Genomic DNA, 15,666 nt, shown 5'->3' on the forward strand with positions numbered 1-15,666 from the left:
GGGAACGAAATATGCAACGTTATCTGGTCGGCGGCGCACTGCGGGACGAATGGCTCGGTTTACCGGTGTCCGATCGCGACTGGGTGGTAGTCGGCGCTCAACCCGAAGATATGGTGGCCGCCGGCTATCGGCCGGTCGGACGCGACTTCCCCGTATTTCTTGATCCCGAAACCCATGAAGAGCATGCGCTTGCTCGTACCGAACGCAAAAGCGGGCGCGGCTACCATGGCTTCGTATTCCATACCGGCGCCGATGTCAGCCTCGAAGACGATCTCGTCCGTCGCGATCTGACCATCAACGCGATCGCCCGCGCCGACGATGGCACGCTGATTGATCCATGCGGCGGTCGGTCCGATCTCGAAGCGCGCGTATTGCGCCACGTCTCACCGGCCTTCGTCGAAGACCCGGTGCGCCTGTTGCGCCTGGCGCGCTATTACGCGCGCTTTGCGCCCCTGGGCTTTCGCGTGGCCGACGAAACGATGGCGCTGTTGCGCGACATGGTGGCTTCAGGCGAAGTCGATCATCTGGTGCCCGAACGGGTGTGGGCCGAAACCGAACGCGCGCTCATGCACGATGAGCCACAGCTATTCTTCTATCTGTTACGCGAATGCGGTGCCCTATCGCGTCTTTTCCCGGAACTCGACAATCTGTTCGGCGTGATTCAGCCGATTCGTCATCACCCCGAGATCGACTCGGGCGTGCATACGCTGTTGGTACTCGGCCAGACGGCGGCCGCTGGCGATTCGCTCGCCGCGCGCTATGCGGCGCTGTGCCACGACTACGGCAAGGCGAGCACACCGCCGCATATTCTGCCGGGCCATCATGGCCACGAAGCCGCCGGTGTGCCTCTTGCCGATAACTGCAGCAACCGCCTGAGCGTGCCCAAGGCCGTACGCGAGACCGCCGCTATCGTCACGCGCTGGCATACGCATATCCACCGCATGCACGAACTGCGTCCGGCCACCATGCTCGAGGTATTCGAAGGCATCGATGCCTTTCGCCGGCCGGAACGTCTCGAGATCCTCATCGCTGTATGTATCGCCGATGTGCGCGGCCGGCTGGGCTTCGAAAAACGACAGTACGACCAGCCGGCAACCGCGCGCGCAGCGTTCGAGGCCGCGCGTGCCATCGATGCAGGTCGGCTCGCCGCTTCAGGCCTTAAAGGTCCGCAGATCGGTGAGGCATTGCATCGCGAGCGTATAAACGCGATCGCCGAAGCGATCGGACGCCGCTAACGAGTACGCTGCCCTAACGGCATTAACCGTTCCAGCCGAAAATCGCGAACAGCGCGATGCCCAGAATCACGCGATAGACCACGAACGGCATCATGCCGACCGATTGCAGCATGCGCAGGAAATAATGGATCGCGGCAAATGCGCTGATGCCGGCCAGCACCGCGGCCATGGCCATTGCGCCCCAGGCGTCGGCTGTCGGCGTCTGGATCAACAACACGGTTTCGAAAGCAATGGCCGCCGTGGTGATTGGAATCGCGAGATAGAACGCAACGCGCGCTGCGGCCTGGCGATTGAGTCCGCAGGCACGGGCACCGAGTATGGTCATGCCGGAGCGCGACGCGCCGGGAATCAGCGCGATGGCCTGCGCGAACCCGATCGCCAGATAGGCACGCCAGCCGATCTGGTCCGGCTCGCGTGTACACGGCGCACGCCAGTCCACCCATCCAAGAGCCAGCCCGAACACGATACTCGTGGTCGCGATCACACCCGGTACGCGCAGCATCGATTCCCCGATCAAGCCGAGGAAAAGACCGAATATGATGGCCGGCACGGTGGCAAGCAGCAGCCCCCAGGCCATGACGACTTCACCGTCACGACGGCCGGCAGTTATCGATTCGACCCAGGCGTGCCACAGCCGAACCATGTCGTGGCGAAAATAGACCAGTACTGCCACTAACGTGCCGAGATGCATGGCCAGATCGAAACCCAGCCCCTGGTCCGGCCAGCCCAGAAAATGCGGCACCAGGATGAGATGCGCCGAGCTCGAAATCGGCAGAAACTCGGTGATGCCTTGCACGATCGCAAGCACCACCATCTGATACCACTCCATAGACTCGCCCGAAAGAAAGAAATAATCGGCTGCGTATTTGGCCCTATCGGCCGCAAGCAGCGCGCACTATAGCGCGAGCATCCAGCAGGACGCGTTACGTTTTCGTTGCGGTCTCGTGGTCATGGCGACAAGGGCGCATCTGTCTGCAACTGCACCGGTTCGAGCGTGCTCGATTGCGCCGCCATCTGTCCCCAAAGATCGGCATAGCAGGTGCCGCATACAGGATGGCGCGCCTGCGGCATGATTTCGGCTAGCGGGCCCAGCACAAACGCCTGGTCGAGGATATCCGCACGCGGCAATACCGGATCGCTTTCGCGCACCACGTCGCCAAACAACAGAAGATCGATATCGATACATGGCGGTGTATGCGTATGGGCGCGATCGCGTCCGCAGGCCGCTTCGATATCGCGCAGCTGTACACAGATATCGGCAAGACAGGCCGCGGTATCGAAAGCGGCCACGAGATTCAGAAAATCCGCCCCCCGCATCCCGACCGGCGGGCAGCGATAGACCGAAGATCGCCACAACGTCCCAAAACTCTGTTCGAGCACATCCAACGCGAGCGCAATATGGGCATGCGGCGATACATTGCTGCCAATACCAACGACCGCTAATGTCATACCTCGCGAGAACGGGTAACGCGTACGCCGACGTTGGCAGCCTGGGGCAGCGCGCCCGGCTTGCTCACACGTACCCCCACCTCGAGCACGTCGAAATCGGCGATCAGCAAACGGGCAATCTCTTCGGCCAGTGTTTCGATGAGCCGGTAGCGGCTGGCCGCCACGAATTCCTGCACCCGCTCGGCCACGGCCTGGTAATCCAGCGTCTGATCGACGTCGTCGTCAGCCGCCGCGTCGCGGATCGTAAAGCCGATATCAAGATCGATGAACAGCCGCTGGGTTATCTCTCGTTCCCAGTCGTAGACGCCGATCACGGCATCTACCGCGAGCTGTTCGATGAAGATCGTGTCCAAACCGCCTCCTGAACCCTGGTTTGCCGCGCCCGAAGCGCGGCGGCTTTCCGTCAACGTGCCGCAATCTATCACCCGCCAGACATGTCCTGCCGCCGAGTCACGACCAATGCATTCAGCCTACGCACGGTCAATCCAGACGGACGCACCTATGCCTCTATACGCCGACAGCCTGCGGTACTTCGAGCGTATCCAGGGGCCAGCGGGCCACAGCGTCCGCCGGCGCGATCCCGGTTCGCATCTCGTCGGCACGCAGACTCCCCACCAGCGCGATCATGGCAGCGTTGTCCGTACAAAATTGTGACTGCGGGAAATACAGCTCGAATCCGTCGCGCGCGCCGCACTGGGTCAGCGCGGCGCGAAGGTGACGGTTGGCACCTACCCCGCCGGCTACCACCAATCGCCCCAGGCCGGTCTGTTTGAGCGCACGCGCACATTTGGCGACCAGTGTATCCACGACCGCCTGCTCGAAGCTTGCCGCAATATCGGCGTGCGCCTGGCGCGTATCCGGCGCGCCCTTTACAGCCAGCATCACCGCCGTCTTGAGCCCGGAGAATGAGAAATCCAGACCCGGGCGTTTGAGCATCGGCCGCGGGAAGTCGTAGGCATCCCGCCGCCCTGCCTGCGCGAGTGCCGCCAGCGCCGGACCGCCCGGGTAACCCAGCGCAAGCATCTTGGCGCACTTGTCGAACGCCTCGCCCACTGCATCGTCGAGACTCTCCCCGAGCATGCGATACCGGCCCACGCCTTCGACCTGAACCAGCAACGTATGGCCGCCGGAAACCAGCAAGGCCACAAAAGGAAACGCCGGGGCTCGTTTTTCGAGCAGAGGCGATAAAAGGTGGCCTTCCATATGATGCACACCCAACACGGGCAGGCCACGACTCATGCCCAACCCCGCCGCGACGGACGCGCCGACCAGAAGCGCGCCTACCAGACCCGGGCCGCGCGTATACGCGATACCGGTGAGTTGTGGCGCACCCGCCTCGGCACTGACCTGTTCAATCAATGGCATGAGCTTGCGAATATGATCTCGCGACGCCAGCTCCGGTACCACGCCGCCGTAGTCAGCGTGCAGCGCCACCTGGCTGTGCAACGCGTGGGCGAGCAGCCCCCGCTCGCTGTCGTAAATGGCCGCGGCGCTCTCGTCGCAGGAACTCTCGATGCCGAGGATGACGTTTTTTCTTTGCAAAGCGCGCGTGCAGGTATTAGACTTCATCGCCTTATTCTAGCTGTCGGGCCGAATCATGCCCATGGCTGGATCAATAAACCGCAGATTCTTCCGGAGAGTGATTGCTCAATGCCTAGCGTACGCGTCAAAGAAAACGAACCGTTCGAAGTCGCCCTGCGTCGCTTCAAACGCAGCTGCGAAAAAGCGGGCGTTGTAACTGAAGTACGCCGTCGCGAGTTTTTTGAGAAGCCCTGCCAGACCCGCAAGCGCAAGCGCGCTGCCGCGGTCAAGCGCCATGCCAAAAAGCTCCAGCGCGAACAGCAGCGTTTTACGCGCCAGTACTGATTACGGCTTTCAATACCGACGCACGAAACAGCGGCCCCAGAGCCGCTGTTTTTCGTTGTAAGGACGCTATTTCGACAGGAGAACGCGCTTGAGTCTCAAAGCCCAGCTACAGGACGACATGAAATCCGCCATGCGCACGCGCGACAAGGAACGCCTTGCCGTCATCCGCATGCTCATGGCCGCGGTCAAACAGCGCGAAGTGGATGATCGCGAAGAACTCGCCGATGGCGACGTATTGGCCGTGGTCGAGAAGATGGTCAAACAACGCCGCGATGCAGAGCAACAATACCGCGACGCCAACCGACCGGAACTGGCTGATGCCGAAGCCGCCGAGATCGCGGTGCTCGAAAATTATCTGCCGACCCAGCTCTCCGAGGCCGAGATCGATCAGGCGATCGAAAATGCGATTGCCGAAAGCCAGGCGGAATCGATGCGCGACATGGGCAAGGTCATGGGCGTGCTCAAACCACGGCTGCAAGGTCAGGCCGACATGGCCGTGGTCAGCCAACGGCTCAAGGCCCGGCTGCAGTAATAACGCACGAATGGGTCGTCGTGAAGACGACATCTGCGTGGCAGACAACCGCTGAGGCGTTACATTCGCGCCTCGGCGGACGTCGTATCATTACCGGGATCAGCGGAGGTCTGGCCTGCCATGGCGCGCATCCCTCAGGACTTCATAGATCAGCTACTCGACCGCACGGATATCGTGTCGCTCGTCGACGCGCGCGTGCCGCTGAAGAAGTCCGGCACGGACTATGCGGCCTGCTGCCCCTTTCACGATGAAAAAACGCCCTCCTTCACCGTCTCGCCGACAAAGCAGTTCTACTATTGCTTCGGCTGCGGCGCCCACGGTACGGCGATCAGCTTCCTCATGGAATACGACCGCCTGGAGTTTCGTGACGCGGTCGACGTTCTGGCCCAGAACGCCGGGCTGGAAATCCCCGAAGATGCGCAGACGCAGGCACCGAGTGGTCCGCCGCGCGATCCGCTCTTCGATGCGATGAACCTGGCCGATCGCTTTTATCAGACCCAGCTGCGCCGCAATCCGGATGTGATCGATTATCTTAAAACGCGCGGCGTGTCCGGCGCGATGGCCAAACAGTACGGTTTGGGCTTTGCGCCCGACAGCTGGGATGCCCTGACGCGCCAGCTTCGCGATAGCGCGTCGGGGGCTCGCGCGGGCCTTCTTATCGAGCGCGACGGCGGCGGTTTTTTCGACCGGTTCCGCAATCGGCTGATGTTTCCGATCCGCGATACGCGTGGCCGTACGATCGCTTTCGGTGGGCGCACGCTCGGCGACGACAAGGCGAAGTACCTGAACTCGCCGGAAACGCCACTCTTTCACAAGTCCGACCATATGTACGGGCTGTTCGAAGCCCGTCAGGCCATGCGCGATCTGCCACGGTTGCTGGTCGTGGAAGGCTATATGGACGTAATCGCCCTCGCCCAGCACGGTTTTGCCAACGCCGTGGCCACGCTCGGCACAGCGACCACGGCCTCGCATCTGACCACGCTGTTTCGACATACGGAAGAAGTGGTGTTCTGTTTTGATGGCGATGCCGCCGGCGTACGCGCGGCACGCAAAGCGCTCGACCAGAGCCTGCCGGTGATGCGCGGCGCGCGGCGCGTGCGCTTTCTGTTCGTGCCCGAAGGCGAGGACCCTGATTCAATGGTACGAGGCGAGGATGGTACCCAACGATTCCAGGCCGCAATCGATGCCGCGCGGCCTGCATCCGCCGTGTTGATGGAGGCTCTGACCGACGGCCTGTCACTGGATTCACCCGACGGCCGGGCCACCTTGATCGAAAAGGCCCGCCCCTACGTGAACGCCCTGCCGCCGGAGGCGTTTCGGGCCGAACTGATCGGCGAACTGGCACAGCTGGCGCGCCTGCCCGCAGACGATTTGCGCACGATGTATGCCCGTACGCCTTCAACGTCGAGCGCAGCGGTCGATAAAGGCTCTACACAACAGAAGACTAGAGTGACGCCGGTGAGCCGCGCCCTGAGCCTTTTATTTGCCGATAGCGCACTCGCCGAGCGTGTGCGCGATAGCGCGGCCCTACGCGAGGCCGACACACCGGGCGCAACGATTCTTGCCGAAGCGATTGAGTTTTTCGCACAAACCCCAAACGTATCGGTATCGCAGTGGCTGGAACGCTACCGCGAACACCGGTTTTTCGACCGGCTACAGGAACTGGCAGCAACGACGCCGCCAGGTGATGCCGAAAGCCGGGCGCAGGAGTTCGATGAAACCGTTGCACGACTGGGTTCGAATACCGCATCGCTGGCGTCACTTCGCCGGCGTTACGATGAACTGGTCGCCCAACAAAATCGCGGCCCGCTGGATGCAGCGGCCGCCACCGAGTTGCAGCAGATACATCAGCAGCTCAGACGTTATCGTCAACAAACCGGTTAGAACAATGCCTGCCGCCGGGCCTCGAAGTCGCCGTCAGCCGCACGACTTGTTACCATGGCCGGTTATCGCAGCGTTCGCCACGCCCCACGAGCCCAACATACGCAGCAAAAGCACATGAGCAAAGACAAGAAATCGCAGCTTCGTCTATTGATTGCCCACGGCAAGCAGAAAGGTTATCTGACCTATGCCGAGGTCAACGATACGCTGCCAGACGATATCGTCGATCCTGAACAGATCGAAGATATCGTCAACATGATCAGCGACATGGGCATCACGGTGCACGAATCCGCACCGGAAGATGACAGCTTGCTGATGAACGAAAACACCGTCAACGAAGACGATGACGACGATGCGGAGGAAGCCGCGGCAACACTGGCCGCGCTGGATCCGCAATTCGGTCGCACCACCGATCCGGTGCGCATGTATATGCGCGAAATGGGCACGGTCGAACTGCTCGACCGCCAGGGCGAGATCCGGATCGCCAAGCGTATTGAAGAAGGCCTGGCCGAGATGATGTTCTCGCTGGCTTATTTCCCGGCCACAACGGGCCGCCTGCTCGAGCTTTGGAGCCAGGTGGAGTCCGATGACAAACGCTTGACCGACGTGCTGGTCGGCTTTGTCGATCCCGACACCGGCGACCCGATAGTCAACGAAGACGAAGCCGCCGACAGCGATAACGACGACGACGAAGGCTCGGCGCCGTCGAACGACGGCCCCGACCCGGAAGAAGCCAAGGCCCAGTTCGACAAGCTCAAGAGCCTGCATGAAGCCGCCGTTGCCACGCTCGACAAGCATGGCCGCGAACACGAGGCCACGGAAGAAGCGCTCAACGCGCTGGCCACGCATTTCATGCGCTTCAAGCTGGTGCCCAAGACCGCAGACGACCTGACTCTGCAGCTGCGCACCACGATGCTGGATATCCGCAGCATCGAACGTGAAATGCTGCAGATCTGTGTAACCGAAGCCGGCATGCCGCGGCGCGATTTCGTACGCCAGCTGCCGGACAATCTCACCAGCGAAGTCTGGCTCGACAAGCTGATCCGGGCGAAACGCCGTTATTCGTCGACGATTGCCGGCCGCCGCGAGGAGCTGGTTCGGGCACAGGGTCGCATTCGCGAAATCGAGAGCGAGAACGGCCTTAACGTCAATCACATCAAGGAAATCAACCGCAAGATGTCGATTGGCGAGGCCAAGGCTCGTCGCGCCAAGAAGGAAATGGTCGAGGCCAACCTGCGTCTGGTGATCTCGATCGCGAAGAAATACACCAATCGCGGCCTGCAGTTCCTGGACCTCATCCAGGAAGGCAACATCGGCCTGATGAAGGCGGTGGACAAGTTCGAATATCGCCGCGGCTACAAGTTCTCCACCTATGCCACCTGGTGGATTCGCCAGGCCATCACCCGTTCGATCGCCGATCAGGCACGCACCATCCGTATTCCGGTGCACATGATCGAAACGATCAACAAGCTCAACCGCATCAGCCGGCAGATGCTGCAGGAAATGGGCCGCGAAGCCACCCCTGAAGAGCTGGCCGAGCGTATGGAAATGCCCGAGGACAAGGTGCGCAAGGTCCTCAAGATCGCGAAGGAACCGATCTCGATGGAAACGCCCATCGGCGACGACGAGGATTCGCACCTGGGCGATTTCATCGAGGACGTCAACGCGGTTGCGCCGGACGACTCCGCCTCGGGCGAATCGCTGCGCGAAGCAACCCACAACACGCTGGCCAGCCTCACGCCGCGCGAGGCCAAAGTGCTGCGCATGCGCTTCGGCATCGACATGAACACCGACCATACGCTCGAAGAAGTCGGCAAACAGTTCGATGTAACCCGCGAACGTATCCGTCAGATCGAAGCGAAGGCACTGCGCAAGCTGCGCCACCCCTCGCGGGCAACTTTCCTGAAGAGCTTTCTGGACGAATAGGATCGATCGTGTGAGCGCGCCGTTCGAATATGAACGGTGCGCTCACACGTTAGACCGACAATTAGTATCTCGCTTGCGGCGAAATTGCATCTGCAAGCCGCAAGCGGATGAGCGTGACCGGCAACTCTGCCGTTCATGCCATCGATCTGCGGGAGACGCATGGCTGTGATGGGGGTCGACAGTCGAGACACGGGCCGGCGGCTTGCGGTCGGAATATGGCTATGGATGCTTGCCGTGCAGCCCGGCTGGGCCGCAGATCTCACCGTGCGCGTAACCGATCCCCAGGGCCGCCCGCTTGGCAATGCCGTCGTTGCGGTGCGGTGGCCCAATGCAGCCCCGGCTGAGCCGGATCCCGAACCGGCAGTAATGCGCCAGCGGGATATGACGTTCATCCCGCACGTATTGGCCGTGCCCGTGAATACCAGCGTGCTGTTCCCCAATTACGACAACACGCGCCACCACGTCTACTCGTTTTCCGAGGCCAAGACGTTCGATATCAAGCTGTATGTCGGCTTTCCGGAACGGCCGATTCTGTTCGACCAACCCGGTGTTATCGCGCTCGGCTGCAATATCCACGACAAGATGCATGCGTTCATCGTGGTTAACGATGCACCCAGGATGGCTGTCACGGCCAAAGACGGGCGTGCTGTACTCGAAAACGTCCCCGCCTTACCGCGCGAGCTCTATATTTGGCATGAATGGCTTAATCATGGCCAGAAGGGTGTAATTCGGCACGCGGCGGCCGATATCAACTTTATACCTGTCGATATCGATATATCACCGCCGCCTGCGTCGCCGCCAAAGGAATCCATGTCCCTGCAACAGCGATTCGATCGGATTGCCCAATGACCCTGCGCCCGCGCACGTTCCGAAACCAGCTCATGATCGTGCTGCTCGGTTTCGTGCTACTGGCCGAACTTACTGTGACGATCGCTATTCTGCATCGCACTTATAACCAACGCGTAAGCCAGGCGCACGATACCCTCCAGGTCGCCAATCGGGTGCTCGACCGAGTACTCAACCTACGCGCCGAGCAGCTACTGGCCACGGTCAGCATTCTGACCTCGGATTACGGGTTCAAATCCGCGATCGCGACCCAGGACGAGCCCACGCAGCGTACGGTGCTGCGCAACTTTGGCGACCGCGCGCATGCTGACCTGGCCACCCTCGCGGCCCCCTCGGGCGAACTGACCACGCAAGTGCCGCGTACCGACGCCGATCTGAGTATCGAGCCATTCAATAACGTGCTCGAACGGGCCCGGCGCCTGGGCCGTGCCAGCGGTCTGGTAATGGTCGACGAACGCCCCTACCAGTACGTCATCGCGCCGGTGAATGCGCCGCGGCTTATCGCCTGGGTCGGTATGGGTTTTCTCGTCGACGCCAATATTGCCCGCAACGTGGCCAGCGTAACCGGGGTGAACGTCAACTTCATCGTGCACGAAGGCGAGCGCGAATTATTCTCCACTGGCCCACAGAATCAGCACGGCGATGTGTCGCTCGAAGGCGATGCGTTTCTTAGCGAACGACATACCCTGTTCGATGCGGACGGCCGCCAGTTGGACGTAGCGTTGTCGTTGTCCAGACAAACAGTACTGTCGCCCTACTACGATCTGGCAAGCAGCCTAAGCCTGGTATTCGTTGTCACCATCGGCTTCAGCGCACTGGTCGCGATCGCGCTGGCGCGCCGGCTGAGCCAACCGGTCCGCGAACTCAGCGAATTCGCCGAGTCGGTCGCTGCTGGACAATACCACGAGACCCCGGGCGCCCAAGGCATCGGCGAATTCGATGTGCTCAGCGATGCGCTCAACGATATGCAGATCGCGGTACGACAACGCGAAAACCGTATCCGCCACCAGGCTACGCACGACGCGCTCACCGGCCTGCCCAACCGCAACGTCGTTCGCGACGTGCTCTACCGGCAGATGAACGATGGCGCCCGAGTTACCCTCGTACGATTCGCGTTACACGGTTTTTCGCGTATCAACAGCGCGCTCGGCTACAAGCTGGGCGACGAGGTACTCAAAACCGTCGCCGGCCGTCTCAAAAATGCCTGCACCATGGCGCACACGCTGGGACGGATTGAAGGTAACGACTTTCTGGCACTTATCGAATGTAGCGCCGACGACGACGAGATCGACGCGCTGGTCGACCGTATACGCGCCCCGGTGGAACAGCCGCTGTATCTTCAGCATACGTCGATCCAGCTGTTGCTCGATATCGGCGTCGTTCGCGTACCCGACCATGCGAACGATATCGAATCTGCGTGGCGGCGCACCGTTATCGCGCGGGACGCGTCACGCCAGCGTCGCTGCGCGACTTTTCTATACCAGCCCGGCATGGACGAGGCGCATCAACGCGAATTGACTATCATCCAGGGTATCGTCCCAGGCATCGAGCAAGGCGAAATGTCGCTCGTGTATCAGCCCAAGATGGCGCTTGCCAGCGCCCGGATCGTACAGGCCGAGGCGCTCGCCCGCTGGAACCACCCGACCCTCGGACCGATCTCCCCGGACGAATTCATTCAGTTGGCCGAACGCTCGGGGCAAATTAGGCTCGTTACCGAGTGGGTCGTCAAACAAGTCTGTCGTGATCTCGCGCACTGGCACGCCAACGGCTTGTCCATCGGCGTCGCGATCAATCTCTCTGCAGACGAGATCGCGCAGAGCGAACTCGAGGCAACGCTCGCTCCCCTATTGGAGCAATGCCGGACCAGCGAGAAAATTACGCTCGAAGTCACTGAAAGCGCGTTACTGCGCGATCCCCAGACGGCCCTGCAGAATCTTCGTGCGCTCCAGGCGCGCGGTGCGCGTATATCGGTCGATGATTTCGGCACCGGCTATTCGTCACTTGCCCAACTCAAACGCCTGGCGCCGGACGAGCTCAAGATCGACAAGTCTTTTGTGTTCGGGCTCGCCGAAACCCCGGCCGATCAGTTCATCGTCGACCTGATTATCGATCTCGGCCACAAGCTCGGGCTCGAAGTGGTCGCCGAAGGCATCGAGAACGCAGCATCCTGGCGATATCTGACGCACCGCGGTGCCGATCTCATGCAGGGCTATTTCCTGTCCCGGCCGATGCCTGCAGACGCCATGATTGCCTGGGTCGGCGAACATGACGCCAATCGCGCACGCTGGCTCAACCACGCAAGCGACCCACAGCCACAACAATGAATAGCGTGTCGAACCGATACCGCTATTACCCAGCATGGGCGTTCGCGCTGCTGCTCACCGTAGCCACGATCGCTCAGGCGAACGGCAGCCGTCTTTGGGCAACCGGCGGTGTGACCAATGTCAACGGCACAGCCGGCGGCGGCATCACGACCTGGGCTGTGCTCAACGGCTATGCCAGCGATAGTGAATCCACCCTCAACTTGTCGACCTCGACCGCACGTGTCGACGATTTCAACCTGCAAACGCTGAGTGTTGGCTTTAACTGGGCCAACCGGCTGGCCGTTACCGTGGCTCACAATCGGTTGGACGTAAAACCACTCGCCATCGACATCCGACAGCAGACCGTTGGGCTCAAGTTGCGCCTGGCAGGCGAAGCACTATACGACCGATTCGGCCAATACAGCGTGGGTATGCAATATACCCACAACGCCGATTTCGGCGTACCGGCCCTGCTCGGCGCTGTGGACAACCACGGCGTGGATTTCTATTTCGCTGCCAGCAAGGTATTTCTTGCAGCGATTGCCAACCGCAACGTCATCGTCAATGCCACCGCGCGCGCTACCCGTGCCAACCAGCTCGGTCTGCTCGGCTTCGGCAGTGCCAATGACAACAGTTACGAACTCGTCGGCGAATTCGGCGCCGGGCTCTTCCTCAACCGTCGCTGGCTGATCGGGGCCGAGTATCGCGAGAAACCGGACAAGCTCGATAGCGTGACCGAGGACGATTGGAAAACGTTGTATCTGGTTTATGTACCCTCGCGGGCGCTTGCCTTTACCCTCGCCTATGTCGATCTAGGGCGGGTTGCGGGGTTCGACGATCAGACCGGCTATTTTCTATCGCTGCAGACAGGCTTTTAGGATGGGCGCGAGACTTCGTTTAAGCGCTGCCTGGGCACCAATCACGGTCGTGGTGGCGCTGACCCTGAGCGCATGTCAATCGATGCCGGCTCACGATCGCAGCCTGTACCGTGCACTGGGCGAACGCGAGGGCATCGCCGAACTCACCGAAACACTGTTGCTGACAGTCGCCGGCGACAAACGTATCGCCGGCGATTTCCGACGCGTGGATATCGATCGCCTGCATCGCATGCTGACCGACTATATCTGCGTGATCGCGGACGGGCCGTGTGAATACACCGGCGATAGCATGCTCAACGCGCATCGCGGCCAACAGATCAGCAGCGCCGACTTCAACGCGCTGGTCGAAGACCTTGTGCTATCGATGGAAGAACACGGTTTGCCCACCGCAACCCAAAATCGCTTACTGGCGCGTCTTGCGCGCGATCGACGCGCGATCGTCGACGCACCGGCGCCGCCCTCGCCCGAACTACGCCAACTCATCCTTGGCGACCTTCCACTATCCCGATATAGTGCTCCCCGCGATGTACGGGGCCTGTAGCTCAGTTGGTTAGAGCAGGGGACTCATAATCCCTTGGTCGCAGGTTCGAGTCCTGCCGGGCCCACCATTATTCTGAATAGTTTACCCGCGCTCAGATTTGACGACGAATAAAGATGTAGACGCAATGTAGACACGCACTGCACATTATGCAGGTGTGTTCTCGCAGTCCACCGCATGAAAAATATAACAATAAGCCGTACCCGGATCGCGCAAATTGCGCACAAAGCTCAAAAGGTTATAGAGATATGGTGGGTGCGGTTTGTGATTATACCCGCGCTCCAATCGATACCCGGCGCGTTATTTTTTGCCACCCTACGCGTTGATAAAGCGGACAGCCTTTACCGCCCCATTCGACCTCTCTACAACTGGGTCAACCAGAACCCATTCTTAGCATCGGTAATTGTTGCCCTCTATGTCATCGGTTTAAACGCGATAATTTCAGGCGTTCATCGATTAGCAAAAGGCAGCGAACGTGTAGAAATCAAAGACCTTCTCCGTCTCTTCGAAGTGCTCGAGACTATCGTGGGGTCCAAATCTAAACGCTTTGGGGAGTACGTCTCTACCAGCTATAAGAAACCGCGCAGCGAATTCTCGGCGGAAGCGACCTTTAGGAATATAACGCAGCCAGATCAGCAGATTGCGCTACTGAATATTGGCATTCAGACTTTCTTTGACGCTATCGATCGACACGATACTAATATTGCTACAGCAATTGTGAGCGTGAGCGAAAACGGCGCCCCTGAAAGCTGGTTCCATTTCCACCCCGACAGCAAACCACCGCTAGCTACGCCGGAGGAGTTGGCAAAACCGGACAGCACAGTCATGCATGCGATCAAACGGCGGCGCATGGTCATCATAGAAGACATCGCGGCCGAAGCTAAAAAACCTGACCGCTCTAGACGTTATAGAAAGGTAGAGAACGAAGATGAAGAGGGGTCGCTAATTTGCTACCCTATTATCGATGGCAGCAGCAACAAAGTCCCGTACGTGGTGTCTATTAAGGCGGATCGTAAAAAGTACTTCCGCAAACACCACAGCGAGTTTTATAGCTGGGTATTAGAAACGTTCGAAGTACGAATACGCTTAGAACATAGTCTGTTGTTATTACGGAGTCTAGCCGATGAGTGCAATTAAAACGCGCCGAGCATCGAATGGCAGCCGCGTTAAAAAAACCAAGAGCACACCTGCGGTTAAAAGCGTTGTTACGCTTTCAGAAACAAACAAACACCATAGTCGAAAGCTGACAGCTCATGCTGTTAATAAGAATGTCGACAGCGATCTAAAGATTCTGCGTCGCCACTATTCTATTAGCTGAGCTTTTTTGTGTTTACACAGCCCTGCTCGACCATCTCGTACAGTTATTGACAGAACTCCAAGGGCGGCTTCGCCGCCTCGTGCGCTGAAAACTGAGGCGCATGCATTGGGGCGGTCGCGCAGGCCGCGGACTCGTTTAACTCGCCGCGGTCTGCGCGCTCGCCCCTCTTCTCTATGCTCCACTTGTGGACGCGAGTAGTGAGCGTGATCGCGCCCGCAGTTACGCCAAAGACTGAATAGCCCGTCGGCTCTCCATATCGTCCTGGCTCGTCACTCCACACTTTGGCTAAGCGCACGGGAATCTCTTTGCGCGTTACTTGTGGCCCGCGCATTAGCGTTACGAAGTCGGCCCAATTGCCCGAGTCCGCCGCGGTACACGCCTCGCTAAGCAGCCCCTCTGGCGCGCCATCGGCACGGCGTAACTCACGCCATACTGATACCGGCGGCCCGCCGATCTGTTGAAACTGCCGTATACGCCATACGCTTGCCCAGGCTTCTATTCGCTCAGCAGCCTTTTCCGCGGACGTTCCGTACTCGTCCGTTTCTATTCGGTGCCCATCGATATTTTTCGATATATATTTGGCGATGTATCCGACCGCCGTTCCTTTTTCAGGATCGATCGCTTCGATACGGAAAAGATGCGTGTTTACGCCAGGCTCATTGCCATCGTGTTCGAACGCATATCGCTGCCAGCTTTCTCGGACCGTACAGCGCCGTATAGGCGAAATCGATACCGTTTAGCTGAGCGCCGCACGCCAGTTGGTGAACAAATCATCATCGCTGTCGGAGCGCTGATATCGGCGCTACGCCCGGTTTATCCACAAAGTTGTCCAACCGATTTGTGGAGAACATAACAGCGCGTCCGCGCTAGTGGATTAAGCAACATTCTTTCTGT

15 protein-coding genes and 1 tRNA gene are annotated in these 15,666 nt (G+C 59.7%); 11 read left to right on the top strand and 5 right to left on the bottom strand.

What is annotated here, in order from left to right:
* Window positions 1–11 precede the first annotated feature (11 nt).
* Window positions 12–1,235 (top strand): multifunctional CCA addition/repair protein, encoded by a 1,224-nt coding sequence (locus SSPSH_RS16165; RefSeq protein WP_006915173.1) that lies wholly within the window; start codon window positions 12–14, stop codon window positions 1,233–1,235.
* A 22-nt stretch (window positions 1,236–1,257) separates the two neighbouring features.
* Here the strand turns inward: SSPSH_RS16165 and SSPSH_RS16170 are convergent, their stop codons facing one another.
* The 4 genes from SSPSH_RS16170 to tsaD all read right to left on the bottom strand — a co-directional run bounded on the left by SSPSH_RS16170 (window position 1,258) and on the right by tsaD (window position 4,253).
* Window positions 1,258–2,064 (bottom strand): undecaprenyl-diphosphate phosphatase, encoded by an 807-nt coding sequence (locus SSPSH_RS16170; RefSeq protein ID WP_040608465.1) that lies wholly within the window; start codon window positions 2,062–2,064, stop codon window positions 1,258–1,260.
* Window positions 2,065–2,183: 119 nt separating this feature from the next.
* Complete coding sequence (gene folK / locus SSPSH_RS16175; protein ID WP_006915175.1) at window positions 2,184–2,684, bottom strand: 2-amino-4-hydroxy-6-hydroxymethyldihydropteridine diphosphokinase; 501 nt, start codon at window positions 2,682–2,684, stop codon at window positions 2,184–2,186.
* Complete coding sequence (gene folB, locus SSPSH_RS16180; RefSeq protein ID WP_006915176.1) at window positions 2,681–3,037, bottom strand: dihydroneopterin aldolase; 357 nt, start codon at window positions 3,035–3,037, stop codon at window positions 2,681–2,683. Before folB ends, folK begins: the two co-directional genes overlap by 4 nt.
* A 154-nt stretch (window positions 3,038–3,191) precedes the next feature.
* Window positions 3,192–4,253, bottom strand: a complete 1,062-nt coding sequence (tsaD, locus tag SSPSH_RS16185) for a tRNA (adenosine(37)-N6)-threonylcarbamoyltransferase complex transferase subunit TsaD (RefSeq protein ID WP_021031892.1) — start codon at window positions 4,251–4,253, stop codon at window positions 3,192–3,194.
* A gap of 81 nt (window positions 4,254–4,334) precedes the next feature.
* Between tsaD and rpsU the strand changes: the two genes are divergently transcribed.
* From rpsU to SSPSH_RS16235, 10 genes are all read left to right on the top strand, one after another.
* Window positions 4,335–4,550, top strand: coding sequence for a 30S ribosomal protein S21 (rpsU, locus tag SSPSH_RS16190; RefSeq protein ID WP_006915178.1), 216 nt, complete (start codon window positions 4,335–4,337; stop codon window positions 4,548–4,550).
* 88 nt (window positions 4,551–4,638) lie between these two features.
* Window positions 4,639–5,082, top strand: coding sequence for a GatB/YqeY domain-containing protein (locus SSPSH_RS16195; protein ID WP_006915179.1), 444 nt, complete (start codon window positions 4,639–4,641; stop codon window positions 5,080–5,082).
* Between the two features lie 120 nt (window positions 5,083–5,202).
* Window positions 5,203–6,966: a DNA primase gene (gene dnaG, locus SSPSH_RS16200; protein ID WP_006915180.1), complete on the top strand. Its 1,764-nt coding sequence runs from the start codon at window positions 5,203–5,205 to the stop codon at window positions 6,964–6,966.
* Window positions 6,967–7,020: 54 nt separating this feature from the next.
* Entirely contained in the window at window positions 7,021–8,889 is a 1,869-nt protein-coding gene (gene rpoD / locus SSPSH_RS16205) for an RNA polymerase sigma factor RpoD (RefSeq protein ID WP_006915181.1), read from the top strand.
* Between the two features lie 159 nt (window positions 8,890–9,048).
* The gene (locus tag SSPSH_RS16210) at window positions 9,049–9,738 is read left to right on the top strand and encodes a methylamine utilization protein (RefSeq protein WP_021031894.1); all 690 of its coding nucleotides are present in this window, start codon (window positions 9,049–9,051) and stop codon (window positions 9,736–9,738) included.
* Window positions 9,735–12,059: a putative bifunctional diguanylate cyclase/phosphodiesterase gene (locus SSPSH_RS16215; RefSeq protein WP_006915183.1), complete on the top strand. Its 2,325-nt coding sequence runs from the start codon at window positions 9,735–9,737 to the stop codon at window positions 12,057–12,059. The genes SSPSH_RS16210 and SSPSH_RS16215 overlap by 4 nt, the downstream gene beginning before the upstream one ends.
* Complete coding sequence (locus SSPSH_RS16220; RefSeq protein WP_006915184.1) at window positions 12,056–12,916, top strand: DUF3034 family protein; 861 nt, start codon at window positions 12,056–12,058, stop codon at window positions 12,914–12,916. The genes SSPSH_RS16215 and SSPSH_RS16220 overlap by 4 nt, the downstream gene beginning before the upstream one ends.
* Window position 12,917: 1 nt before the next feature.
* On the top strand, window positions 12,918–13,457 hold the full coding sequence (locus SSPSH_RS18150; protein ID WP_152522848.1) for a group I truncated hemoglobin: 540 nt from the start codon (window positions 12,918–12,920) through the stop codon (window positions 13,455–13,457).
* Window positions 13,448–13,524 (top strand) — tRNA-Ile (locus SSPSH_RS16230). The genes SSPSH_RS18150 and SSPSH_RS16230 overlap by 10 nt, the downstream gene beginning before the upstream one ends.
* A gap of 107 nt (window positions 13,525–13,631) precedes the next feature.
* The gene (locus SSPSH_RS16235; protein WP_006915187.1) at window positions 13,632–14,591 is read left to right on the top strand and encodes a hypothetical protein; all 960 of its coding nucleotides are present in this window, start codon (window positions 13,632–13,634) and stop codon (window positions 14,589–14,591) included.
* A 224-nt stretch (window positions 14,592–14,815) separates the two neighbouring features.
* Here SSPSH_RS16235 and SSPSH_RS19960 read toward each other — a convergent pair whose 3' ends face one another.
* Window positions 14,816–15,499, bottom strand: coding sequence for a replication endonuclease (locus SSPSH_RS19960; protein WP_084623709.1), 684 nt, complete (start codon window positions 15,497–15,499; stop codon window positions 14,816–14,818).
* Between the last annotated feature and the right edge of the window lie 167 nt (window positions 15,500–15,666).

Source organism: Salinisphaera shabanensis E1L3A, from assembly GCF_000215955.2.
Lineage (GTDB): Bacteria > Pseudomonadota > Gammaproteobacteria > Nevskiales > Salinisphaeraceae > Salinisphaera > Salinisphaera shabanensis.

Bases quoted from the DNA above. Each gene is read 5' to 3' on its own strand.
- SSPSH_RS16165 (WP_006915173.1), top strand. From the start codon at position 12: ATGCAACGTTATCTGGTCGGCGGCGCACTGCGGGACGAATGGCTCGGT.
- SSPSH_RS16170 (WP_040608465.1), bottom strand. From the start codon at position 2,064: ATGGAGTGGTATCAGATGGTGGTGCTTGCGATCGTGCAAGGCATCACC.
- folK (WP_006915175.1), bottom strand. From the start codon at position 2,684: ATGACATTAGCGGTCGTTGGTATTGGCAGCAATGTATCGCCGCATGCC.
- tsaD (WP_021031892.1), bottom strand. From the start codon at position 4,253: ATGAAGTCTAATACCTGCACGCGCGCTTTGCAAAGAAAAAACGTCATC.
- rpsU (WP_006915178.1), top strand. From the start codon at position 4,335: ATGCCTAGCGTACGCGTCAAAGAAAACGAACCGTTCGAAGTCGCCCTG.
- dnaG (WP_006915180.1), top strand. From the start codon at position 5,203: ATGGCGCGCATCCCTCAGGACTTCATAGATCAGCTACTCGACCGCACG.
- rpoD (WP_006915181.1), top strand. From the start codon at position 7,021: ATGGCCGGTTATCGCAGCGTTCGCCACGCCCCACGAGCCCAACATACG.
- SSPSH_RS16210 (WP_021031894.1), top strand. From the start codon at position 9,049: ATGGCTGTGATGGGGGTCGACAGTCGAGACACGGGCCGGCGGCTTGCG.
- SSPSH_RS16215 (WP_006915183.1), top strand. From the start codon at position 9,735: ATGACCCTGCGCCCGCGCACGTTCCGAAACCAGCTCATGATCGTGCTG.
- SSPSH_RS16220 (WP_006915184.1), top strand. From the start codon at position 12,056: ATGAATAGCGTGTCGAACCGATACCGCTATTACCCAGCATGGGCGTTC.
- SSPSH_RS18150 (WP_152522848.1), top strand. From the start codon at position 12,918: ATGGGCGCGAGACTTCGTTTAAGCGCTGCCTGGGCACCAATCACGGTC.
- SSPSH_RS16235 (WP_006915187.1), top strand. From the start codon at position 13,632: ATGAAAAATATAACAATAAGCCGTACCCGGATCGCGCAAATTGCGCAC.